Here is an 11,331-nt window from a genome sequence, read left to right as displayed (position 1 = left end):
GTCAAAAACCTTCACGTAAAACGTTTAAATTTGATAACCACACGCGTCAGCTTGTGTCTAACATTCACGTTACATTACTTATTGGATATGACGACACACATTACTATTATATTGATCCTTTATGGAGTCACTTTTTAAGAAAAATAATTGTGCCTGCATTAGTACCTAATCGCTTCCAGATTATAAAAATTAAAAAAGAATTCATGGAGCGTAGCTTTAACGCCCCTGGTAAAAAATGTATCTATGTAAAACCATAAATTAAAAGAGCAAAAAGCGACTGCCTTCTGAACGTCGTTTCTTGCTCTTTTTTTATTCTATTACAAAGTCTATTAATGCATGATTCATTTCTGAATATATATCTGCTGTTCGCCATTCTCTTTTATAACCTAAACAAGGACATAAAAAGGTTATATTATTTTCTACTAAAGATTTACGAAAATGAACATGCCCCATAATACTGTATTTAATCGGAAACTGTTGATATAATCGGTCGAAATCTGATGTACCTATAAATGCATTGAAAAAATCAAAAATACGATGAGGGGTAGGTACTACAAATTTAGAATGTGTCACAATATGTGTCATTAAAATAATTTGTTTATCTTGAAGTTGCTCCAATGCTTGTTTAACATGCTTAGCCGCCTTTTTGGATAAAATCGTATCATCTTCATCCCAATCGATTTTCACTTTATCTTGCCAAGTGGCCCCATAATATTTCCCTTTTTTTAATCGAGTTTCTTCAAACTTTTTATCAGCGTAACTGTAATCATACCAAGCAGTATGGCCTACAATAGCCCAATTATCATTAATTACATATGGATGATCCAACAAACACTCTGGCTTTGTTCTATAAAAATCATAAATATCTTGAGATGTCGTTCCATCCTCTGCTTTCCAATAATCATGATTTCCTGGAACAAATAATATGGGAATATGTAAAGCAGTTTTTAAATCTTTAATAAATTGATAGCTATCTCTAAAATAATTCGAAATATCTCCTGCAATTAATAGTAAGTCAATCTCTCTATGTTGAACTACTTTAATCAATGTTTCTAGATATACATTTGATTTTAGTTTAGGATGTCTGTCTATATGTAGATCAGAAATCGCTCCGATTCTCATTCCTCTACTCCTCTAATACATTTTTAAATTTTATCTATTATGCCATAGATTATTATAAATATAAATTATTCTGTTTTTCATAGTTGTATACACACATTTGTTTTTTTGAAAATTAAGAGTATAATAAAATTAACTTTTAACAAAGTTACATATTTAACAAAATTTAAAAAAGTAAACTTTTAAAAATCTGAATATTCTAATTAATTACAAATTGATCTTCACTCTTTTCCACTTTGTTAAACAAGTTTTTAAAATTTAAAGAAAGCGCTTACGTAATTATCGTGTGGCTTTCTGAGGGGGAAGTCTATGGCAAGACAGTTAGAAAGAGAATTAAGTAATAGACACATTCAATTAATTGCAATTGGTGGTGCTATTGGCACAGGATTATTTTTAGGTTCTGGACAAACGATTTCGTTAACAGGGCCATCCCTACTAATCACCTATCTAATTATTGGTATAGTGTTATTTGCTTTCATGAGAGCACTTGGAGAATTATTACTTAGTAATACACGTTTCAATTCATTTGTAGATATTGCCAACGAATATTTGGGACCATTCGGTGGTTTTGTCATTGGTTGGACATATTGGTTATCTTGGATTGTTTCAAGTATGTCTGATTTAACGGCAATGGGACAATATTTTAGTTTTTGGTTTCCAAACGTTCCTCACTGGCTAACTGTATTATTTATCGTACTCTTACTTATTTCATTTAATATGCTTGGTGCAAAATTATTTGGAGAGTTAGAATTTTGGTTCTCTATTATAAAAATTATTACTATTATTGCTATGATTATCGTTGGCTTAGTTATGATTTTCTTTTCATTTAAAACATCATATGGACATGCGTCTTTTAGTAATCTTGTAAATCATGGTGGTATTTTTCCAAATGGACCAGCTGGATTTTTAATGTCATTCCAAATTGCTGTCTACTCATTTATCGGTATTGAACTAATAGGTGTTACAGCTGGAGAAACTAAGGATCCTCGCACAGTGATTCCAAAAGCAATTAATAATGTACCTGTTAGAATTTTATTATTCTATGTGGGAGGCTTACTTGTGATCATGTCAGTGATTCCTTGGAATAAGATTAACCCTGATGCAAGTCCATTTGTAATGTTATTTAGTATGATTGGCTTACCTTTTGCAGCAGGACTTGTTAACTTTGTCGTATTAACAGCAGCCGCTTCTGCAACGAACAGTGGTATTTATTCAAATAGTCGTATTTTATTTGGATTATCTAAACAAGGACTAGGACCCAAAATGTTAAGTAAGACAAATCATCATAGTGTGCCTTACTTATCAATGCTTGTATCTTCTGGAACATTACTTTTAGCCGCATTATTAAATTTTATCTTTCCAGATGCAATTCAATTATTTATTTATGTCACTACACTCTCAACTGTATTATTTATAGTTGTTTGGGCAATGATTATTATTTCTTACATTATATATGTACGAAAAAATCCTGAAGAACATAAACACAATAAATTTAAACTTCTAGGCGGTAAAGCACTGGCTTATGTTATTCTTGCATTTTTCTTGTTTGTATTTGTGTTATTGTTCTTTAGTGCTGATACGAGAGTAGCCATATTTATTTCACCAGTTTGGTTTATATTCTTATTCTTGTTCTATAAAAAGTATAAGAAAAATGCTGAATATTTAGCTGAAAAAACACGTCAGCAACCTCGAGAATCAATCAATCATTAGATATTTTATTAAGCGGAACTGAATTCAGTTTCGCTTTTCTATGTCTTAAGAATGACATATACTAAAATTTCTTATTATTTTTTAATCATGGTAAAATATTAAGTATTTAAAAAAGAAAGGAGTCACAATACATATGGAATTGTTAGAAGCTTTTTTATTATTTATACTTGCCGTTATCATTAGTTCTATTATTTATCATCGCTTCCCCAACATTCCAACAGCTTTCATTCAAATTGCCTTAGGTGTAGCGCTATTCATCTTACCCATTCCACTACATTTTAAATTTGAACCAGAAGTTTTTATGATGGCTGTCATTGCCCCACTCTTATTTGTGGAAGGGACACATGTTTCTAGAGAAAAGCTTTTAGAATACCGAAAACCTGTCGTGCTTATGGCCATGGGATTAGTATTTACAACTGTGATTGGGGTTGGCTTTTTCATTCATTGGATTTGGCCTAATTTACCGATGCCAGCTGCTTTTGCTATTGCAGCTATTTTATGTCCGACAGATGCAGTTGCTGTATCAGCCATTACTAAAGGTAAAGTATTACCCAAGGGGTCTATGGCAATTTTAGAAGGAGAGTCTCTATTAAATGATGCTGCAGGTATTATTTCTTTTAAAATTGCAGTCACTGCTCTGGTAACAGGTAGTTTTTCAGCTATGAATGCAATTGGTCAGTTTTTACTCTCAACATTTCTTGGTATTTTAGTAGGTGCAATAATTGGTGCTTTAGTCGTCAGTTTACGTGTTTACCTCACGTCTAATAAAGGTTTAAAAGATAGTAATACATTGACTTTCATCCAATTGCTTACTCCTTTTGTCATTTATTTTATTGCAGAAGAAGTCCATGCTTCTGGGATTATTGCAGTTGTGGTAGCTGGGTTAATTCATGGTTTAGAACGAGATCGTCTCATTCGTGCCCAAACTGAATTACAAATGAACTACAATCAAATTTGGAATACATTAAGTTATGCATTAAATGGCTTTGTCTTCGTCGTTTTAGGATATATTGTGCCAGAAGTTATTTTAGAAATTGTACGTAATGAACCACAAAATTTAGTTTTTCTAATTGTGGTGGCATTCCTCATAGCATTTGCCATCTATATCTTTAGATTTATTTGGGTCTATGTTTGGTTCAAAGATTTTTACTATCCAAAAAATGTTGAAGCATATCTCGATGAAGAAGAAGAAACACAACCACCAAAACGGAGTCGTTATGCATTTATTATGACCTTGTGTGGCATTCATGGAACGATTTCATTGTCAATGGCGTTAACATTACCATTCATTATTAACGGCAATCAAAACTTTGATCATAGAAATGATTTACTCTTTATTGCTTCAATGATGGTACTTATCAGTTTAATTTTTGCACAAATGATCCTTCCATTCATTACGCCATCCGAACAACAATCACACTTCAAAGGTATGAGTTATCAATCAGCTAAAATTTTCATGATTCAACATGTTATTCGCACATTAAAAGAAAAAGCAGATACACACAAAGATATTGATTATCGACCTATTCTGAATCAATATTTTAATGAATTATCATTTTTAATCGACATGGAAAGTGATGATAAAAATACGAAAGAATTACATCGATTAAGAGACATTGCAGAAGATGTTGAAACTGAGACGCTTCAACAGTTAATTAAACAGGAGCGTATTACTAAAAAAGATTTAAGTGATTATCGCAAAGTAATGGAATTAACACAATCATTTAGAGAAATGTCTTTTATTGAGAAATTGAATCGTTTTAGTAAGTTAATCATACTTAGATTTAAAGCGCGAAAAGATTCACGTAAAAGTGTGAATCAATCATCATTTGAACAACAACGCTATACTGACAGAAAAGAATTAAGACATAACTTTAAAAAAGTACAACACATCATACGTATTGTTAATCGTCAGGTGACTTTAAGACTTCAAGAAGAACAAAATAGCACAAATGTTCTCGAAGTCAGTTTAATTATCAACCAATATTATGCATTATCACGTAAGTTAAGACAACATCATAATCGAAAACGTCAAAGTGAGGAAAATAAATTCATGTATGAATTAAATACTCAACAACAATATGATGCCAAATTAGATGCATTGTATACTCAACGTCAAATTTTAGATGAATTGATTTCTAGAAATAAAGTTACAAATGAAATTGCCGCACAATTACGTGAAAATATTAACTATAATGAAATTGTACTTGCCAAGGAATTAAATCATTAATATATAGAAAGAACTCAAGAGACCTGTATCTCTCGAGTTCTTTTTATTTTCTTCTACTTTTGTAATTTATAAGGAACCGTCGCTAAAATAACATTTTTTTGATAGAATAAATGCATTTTTAATCGCAAACTCGTTTGATTGTGTAAAAAGTTATGCCATGGTTTTTTAGGAATAAATTCAGTGACAACCACTGTGATGACATAGTTTTGATCATTCGCTTTTTTATTAATTTTATCGATAAATCGAGAAATCGGACGAATGACACTGCGATATTCTGAGTGTAACGTCACTAGTCTAATATCTGGATATTGTTTATTCCATTTTTCAATAAATAAATTATCAGTTTGATCTCCGAAAGATACATGTACAGCAATCACATCATCTGCAATCATATGTGCATAATAAATAGATTTATTTAATGCTGTAGTGATCGTATTAACGGGTACAATCGCTAGATTTTTATCGACCACTGGCATATCTTGAACAATTTTAGTTGTGCTAAGTTGCTCAGCAATATCCTTGTAATGTCTATTAATACGCGTAAATATATATACAACAATCGGTAAAAAAATTAAGATTGGCCATACTTGGTTAAATTTCGTAATTAAGAAAATCATAAATACGATAAAAGTAATAGTACCCCCTATAGCATTTGCAATAAGTTTAGTAGACCATCCTTTTTCACGACCACGAATCCATTTTAAAACCATTCCATATTGAGCTAGTGTAAATGGAATAAACACACCTACTGCATATAAAGGAATAAGATTTTCAGTTTTACCATGGAAAAAGATAATAAGCAACATTGCACAAATGCCTAATGTAATAATTGAATTTGAATAACCTAAACGGTCTCCTCTTACGTTAAACATACGTGGCATATATTTATCTTTTGACATACTTGCAGCTAACATTGGAAAAGCTGTGAATCCAGTATTAGCTGCAAGGACAAGAATCATGACAGTCGTTACTTGTACAAAATAATATCCTACATTATGCCCTAAAATATTCATTGCAAGTTGAGATAATACAGTTGTTTCAGTCTGTGGCATAATACCATACCAATATGCTAATCCCACAATACCTACAAGTAAGAAAGCTAATATCATTCCCATAGTAATTAACGTTTTAACTGCATTTTTAGATCCAGGATCTTTAAAGTTTGTTACTGCATTCGAAATGGCTTCTACACCTGTTAGAGATGATGCACCTGAAGAAAATGCTTTAAGTAATAAAAATAATGTGACACCTGGCACTGCGGTTCCTACTGTCGCCTGCATATGAGGTTCTGCTTGTCCGGTTGCCACTTGCCATGTTCCAATAACAATCATGACTATTAATCCAATTATAAATAAATAAACTGGATAAGAGAGCACAGTTGCTGACTCTGTTAAACCACGTAAATTCATTATTAGAATAAATAGTACCAATAAACATGCAATGAATACTTTATAGTGATATAACCCTGGAAATGCTGCAACAAAAGCATCCGCACCTGATGAAATGCTTACTGCGACGGTTAAAATATAGTCTACTAATAAAGAGCCACCTGCAAGCAATCCCCATTTTTCTCCTAAATTTGTTTTAGAAACCATATACGCTCCTCCGCCTTTAGGATAAGCATATATAATTTGACGATATGATAGAATCAATGCTGCAAGTAGCACTAAAACAGCAGCCGCAATAGGTAATGTATACCAAGATGCAATAGCGCCAACCATAGATAAAGTAATTAAAATCTGTTCTGGACCATAAGCTACTGAAGATAATGCGTCAGAAGATAAAATTGCTAAAGCCTTAAAGTTACTTATTTTTTCATTTTTTAAGTCTCTATTTTTTTTGGCTTACCAATAATAAGTCTTTTAAATTGAGTGAACATAATCCATCCTTACCTCTTTTTATATTCATTTTTAATGGATAAAATATACTCCTATTTAGTGAAAAAGTATACATTTACGTGGAAATAATATAGTATAAATTACATTTTAAGTAACTTTTTACAATTATATTTTTAGAGTATATCTTTTTTTAATAGTTATAAAGAGGTATCAACAGTATTTAATATTTGTATAGAGCGGTTTAAGTTTAAACTTGCTATACTATTTTTAGAGGTTTAATTTTAAGGAGTATTAAGTAAGGAAGTAAGGGAAAATGAGAAAAAATTTTATCATGCTTGGGATGATTTTATTAGTAGGAATCATTATTCTTTCCATAGCTATTAAATTAAAACCTAGTTATTCAATGTTTAGTCCATCGTCACAAAGTTATATCGATAACATGATTGTTAATAAAATGAAAGACGATCATATTCCAGGAATGTCCATTCTTATTGTAAAAAATAATAAGACGATTCTTAATAAAGGCTATGGTTTTTCAAATATTAAAAAGAAATCCAAAGTCACACCAAATACGCGTTTTGAAATTGCTTCAAATACCAAAGCATTTACGGGTTATGCAATAATGCAACTTGTTGAGGCACATAAAATCAATCTCAATGATAAAGTCAGTCATTATATTCCAAGTTTCTATATGAAATATAATCATAAAAAAGTAGATATCACAGTAGATCAATTGATTGCTCAAACAAGTGGTATTTCAGGAGACATCACAAATGATGACAAAATCACAAAAGACACAAACAGTCTAGAAGGCCTTGTTCATAGTATCAAAGGACGTAACTTAGATGCTAAACCTGGCAAGCAATTTGAATATTCCAATATGAATTATGATATTTTAGGTTTGATTGTTCAAAAGGCTTCACATCAATCATATGCGACTTACTTAAGCACACATCTTTTCACTCCATTACATATGACACAATCAACTGTAAAGGAAAGTAATATGAAAAAGAACAATGATGCTCAAGGGTATGTAATCAAAAAAGGAAAAGCTTATGCTGATAGTCCTGAATTTAATTTAGGAGATAATCCAGCTGCCTATATGATGACTAACACGAAAGATTTAGCCTCTTGGTTGAAGTTTCAACTTAATCCGCCAAAAAAGGTAGCATCATTAGTTCAACTAACACATCAACCTAAAGTTAAAGCAATAGATAATTCTCAAGACGTTCACTATGCAACAGGTTGGTTTATTGATGATAATCATTCAGAAACAATTGTATATCATCCTGGTACACTTGAAAACTATTCTTCATATATTATTTTAAATCCAAAAAAGATTATGGCATTGTAGTCCTTGCTAATAGCTATTCAAAAAATGTAGCCGAACTTGCACAGCATCTCAATACACAAATGAGTAATGGTCAACATATTAAAACGTTACAATATCTTATTAATCAGTGGAATATCCTATTTATCATCATCACTATTATTTTGCTAATAGCTGTAGCAAGTGTTTTTCTAATAATCTATCGTTTAATTTTTAAATTTAAGTCTATTCATTTTAAAACGTTGTCTCGTGGATTACTCATCAAAATAAGTATGATGCTGTTAACTTTTACACTTATTTTAGCGATTCTCCACTTACTTCCAACACTCTTATTATCAAATTCTGATTGGCGTTTTATGATGTCATGGTTACCATTACAAGCGAAAATAACATTATTTAGCTTCGTCTTATTACTGACAAGTCTATGGAGTTATTTTATCCTAAACATCATAACGCGATCCAAACGACCAATATAATCTATTAAAACATGTATTTCTTCTTTTCTTCATTATTATGTTAAGCTTATATCACTAAGACTAAGATTATTAAAGACCAGTGTATAGGAGTTTAAATATGAAAAAGAAATGGTTCTTATTACCGATGGCCTTAATAATGCTTGCAGGTTGTGACTATTCTCATAAAGAAGAACAACACGGCCTATTTTATACTATATTTGTAAAACCGATGGATGCTTTACTTCATTTCTTAGGACATACATTCAATGAAAACTATGGTTTAGCTATTATCGTCATTGTATTTATATTGCGTTTAATACTGATGCCACTCATGTGTATTCAAGTAAAAAATATTCATGTTATTCGTGGCAAAACAGATGTCGTAAAACCAGAAATTAATAAAATCCAAGAAAAAATTAAAGAAGCTCAATCGCCTGAAGAACGACGTGCAGCAAATAAATTATTAATGAAAAAATATAATGAGTATGGAATCAATCCTTTTAAAAATTTAATTGGCACATTTCCAATTTTAATTCAAATTCCAATTCTTCTCGGATTATACACATCAATTAAATATCCAACAAGTGGTGGTATTACTCAGCATCCTCATTTTTTATGGTTTAATTTAATGCATACTGACATAATCATGACCATCATTGCAGCTGTGATGTATTTTATACAACCTCTTGTCAACTCAATTCATTATCCTAAAAATGAACGTCGATCTTATTATGTCATGATGGTCTTATCCCCTTTATTTATTACTTATGCATCATTACATTCAGCATCAGCGTTAAGTGTATATTGGGCTATAAGTGCAACGTTTTTAATTATTCAAATGCATTTTGCTCATAGCCATTATGCGAAAGTGGGTAAAATTGAGGGAGAAAAATTAAGACAACGCATAGAAACAAAGCGTCAAACTACTTCAGAAACATCCTCAAGCACTTCTAACCATTGATAAGATCAATTATATCAAAAAGGAAGCGCGTGACTATCACGCGCTTCCTTTTTTATTTATCGATGACTATTTCGTATTAAATCAATCGTATTCATCCAAACAATATGACCTAATAATTCTGAAATGCGTTCTTCTTTAGGTAAATCTTTAACTTGTGGTGTTAGATTTAATTTAGGCAGTATATATTCATGAAAAGCAATATGAATCAAAATACCGAAGAATGTACCTCTTAATGTCGCCACTTTTGGACACTTTTCAGCAAGTAATCCATATACCATAGCATTTGCAATTGAAAAGCCATAATGAATACCCATGACAGTTATAGGTATATCGTTCTCGTTATAACGGTACGTAGCATGTTTAACATTGTCAGGTAAATTCAATTTATGCAGTAATGTCATTGGTGGTGGTTCTTCTTCACGTTGTGGCGTTCTAGGAGGGATGAGTGCTTCCCATCCCATTTTAACTGCACCACTTAATAATCCGCCAATAACGCCCGTCATGATAACTCTTTTCGTTGATTGTTTCATTAATTTCACAACTCCTTATCTCACTATATATTATATTTACCCTTAATGATTACAAATTAAAAAGTGAGTTAATCACTTTTAACTCACTTTTGCATTCTATTTACTTAGCTTGACGTTGCTCTTCTTTGGCATGTACCATATTCGCTACAAATTGATTAATTGGCGCATCGATATGATGTTCTGAACCTAAGCGAGCCACTGCTCCGTTAATATAATCAATTTCAGTACGTCGATTATTATTAATCAAATCTTGATACATTGATGGGAAATGTGGACCTACTTTATCATTTAAATCGATAAGATAATGATAGACTTCATCTGCATTTAAATGTACACCATCAACAGTAGCAACTTCTACTATCTCTTTAGTAATGTCATATACAAGTTTTCTTGCATATTCACTTTCATTTAATGTTGATAAACGACATTCTAAAATTGTACATAGCGCATTTGCTGTCCCATTTACACAAATCTTCTTCCAAATAGATTGTTGCAAGTCTTCACTTTTATGTGGATTGAGCTTCGCTTGTTCTAATAGATTATATATCACTTCAACATTATTCTGTCCCTCTGGCACAAGAGAACCTATCTCTACTGGACCACTACCCATTAAATGAGTATGTCCAGGTGATTCTAAGCCGGCCGTCCACGTAGTTACACCACGAACAATACGTGATTTATCTACATAATTTACAATACGTTCTTCATGTTTTAGACCATTCATTGTACAAACCATAATTGTTGTATCATGAATATGTGGCTGGATATGTGTTAGCATGCTCTCAAGTTGCATAGCTTTTGTAAATAAAAATACAATATCAAATTGAAGATCACTTGGTATTTTTGTATCTTGATACATAGGAATATTTAAATGATAGTCTTCTCCATTTATATCAATATGTAAACCTTCATGTTTTACAGCTGTTGCTTGTGGCTCCCAACCATCAATGAGTGTCACATCATTACCTTGGCGATATAACATTGCACCGAAACCACTTCCCAACGCTCCTGAACCAGCAATTGCTATTTTCATAATATTCGACTCCTTCTTTTAATATTATTTTTAAAATACTACTTTAATAAAGTATCGTCAATAATATAAACAGAATATTCTAAATAATTTGATAAATTTAGAACTTTTTTTATTTTTCAATAATT

7 protein-coding genes and 2 pseudogenes are annotated in these 11,331 nt (G+C 31.5%); 5 read left to right on the top strand and 4 right to left on the bottom strand.

All coding sequences use genetic code 11. The annotated features are described in order from the left end of the window. A pseudogene (locus HMPREF2930_RS10420) lies at positions 1-257 on the top strand (hypothetical protein); the annotation flags it as partial. Positions 258-309: 52 nt separating this feature from the next. Here the strand turns inward: HMPREF2930_RS10420 and HMPREF2930_RS10415 are convergent. Next, a complete protein-coding gene (locus HMPREF2930_RS10415; RefSeq protein WP_017174982.1) occupies positions 310-1,122 on the bottom strand; it encodes a metallophosphoesterase in 813 nt (270 codons plus the stop codon). 306 nt (positions 1,123-1,428) lie between these two features. Here HMPREF2930_RS10415 and HMPREF2930_RS10410 point away from each other — a divergent pair, with 306 nt between their 5' ends. Next, positions 1,429-2,829, top strand: a complete 1,401-nt coding sequence (locus tag HMPREF2930_RS10410; RefSeq protein WP_017174983.1) for an amino acid permease — start codon at positions 1,429-1,431, stop codon at positions 2,827-2,829. A 133-nt stretch (positions 2,830-2,962) separates the two neighbouring features. After that, on the top strand, positions 2,963-5,059 hold the full coding sequence (locus HMPREF2930_RS10405; protein ID WP_017174984.1) for a cation:proton antiporter: 2,097 nt from the start codon (positions 2,963-2,965) through the stop codon (positions 5,057-5,059). Between the two features lie 53 nt (positions 5,060-5,112). On the opposite strand, the pseudogene HMPREF2930_RS10400 reads toward HMPREF2930_RS10405, so the two are convergent. Continuing rightward, positions 5,113-6,938: pseudogene (locus tag HMPREF2930_RS10400) on the bottom strand (APC family permease). Between the two features lie 272 nt (positions 6,939-7,210). Between HMPREF2930_RS10400 and HMPREF2930_RS10395 the strand changes: the two are divergent. Next, positions 7,211-8,251 carry a serine hydrolase domain-containing protein gene (locus tag HMPREF2930_RS10395; protein ID WP_256278355.1) on the top strand — a complete coding sequence of 347 codons (1,041 nt, stop codon included), beginning with the start codon at positions 7,211-7,213 and terminating at the stop codon, positions 8,249-8,251. 549 nt (positions 8,252-8,800) lie between these two features. Next, positions 8,801-9,643 (top strand): membrane protein insertase YidC, encoded by an 843-nt coding sequence (gene yidC / locus HMPREF2930_RS10390; protein WP_017174987.1) that lies wholly within the window; start codon positions 8,801-8,803, stop codon positions 9,641-9,643. A 56-nt stretch (positions 9,644-9,699) separates the two neighbouring features. On the opposite strand, the gene HMPREF2930_RS10385 is transcribed toward yidC, so the two are convergent. Then, positions 9,700-10,173 carry a DUF1440 domain-containing protein gene (locus HMPREF2930_RS10385; RefSeq protein WP_017174988.1) on the bottom strand — a complete coding sequence of 158 codons (474 nt, stop codon included), beginning with the start codon at positions 10,171-10,173 and terminating at the stop codon, positions 9,700-9,702. Between the two features lie 100 nt (positions 10,174-10,273). Then, a complete protein-coding gene (locus tag HMPREF2930_RS10380; RefSeq protein ID WP_017174989.1) occupies positions 10,274-11,206 on the bottom strand; it encodes a 2-dehydropantoate 2-reductase in 933 nt (310 codons plus the stop codon). Between the last annotated feature and the right edge of the window lie 125 nt (positions 11,207-11,331).

The organism is Staphylococcus sp. HMSC068C09, from assembly GCF_001813735.1.
GTDB classification, from domain to species: domain Bacteria; phylum Bacillota; class Bacilli; order Staphylococcales; family Staphylococcaceae; genus Staphylococcus; species Staphylococcus hominis.
This window is presented reverse-complemented; position numbering and strand designations above follow the sequence as displayed.

What these genes read in the sequence shown, in the direction of transcription:
- HMPREF2930_RS10415 (WP_017174982.1), bottom strand. Translation starts at nt 1,122, where the DNA reads ATGAGAATCGGAGCGATTTCTGATCTACATATAGACAGACATCCTAAA.
- HMPREF2930_RS10410 (WP_017174983.1), top strand. Translation starts at nt 1,429, where the DNA reads ATGGCAAGACAGTTAGAAAGAGAATTAAGTAATAGACACATTCAATTA.
- HMPREF2930_RS10405 (WP_017174984.1), top strand. Translation starts at nt 2,963, where the DNA reads ATGGAATTGTTAGAAGCTTTTTTATTATTTATACTTGCCGTTATCATT.
- HMPREF2930_RS10395 (WP_256278355.1), top strand. Translation starts at nt 7,211, where the DNA reads ATGAGAAAAAATTTTATCATGCTTGGGATGATTTTATTAGTAGGAATC.
- yidC (WP_017174987.1), top strand. Translation starts at nt 8,801, where the DNA reads ATGAAAAAGAAATGGTTCTTATTACCGATGGCCTTAATAATGCTTGCA.
- HMPREF2930_RS10385 (WP_017174988.1), bottom strand. Translation starts at nt 10,173, where the DNA reads ATGAAACAATCAACGAAAAGAGTTATCATGACGGGCGTTATTGGCGGA.
- HMPREF2930_RS10380 (WP_017174989.1), bottom strand. Translation starts at nt 11,206, where the DNA reads ATGAAAATAGCAATTGCTGGTTCAGGAGCGTTGGGAAGTGGTTTCGGT.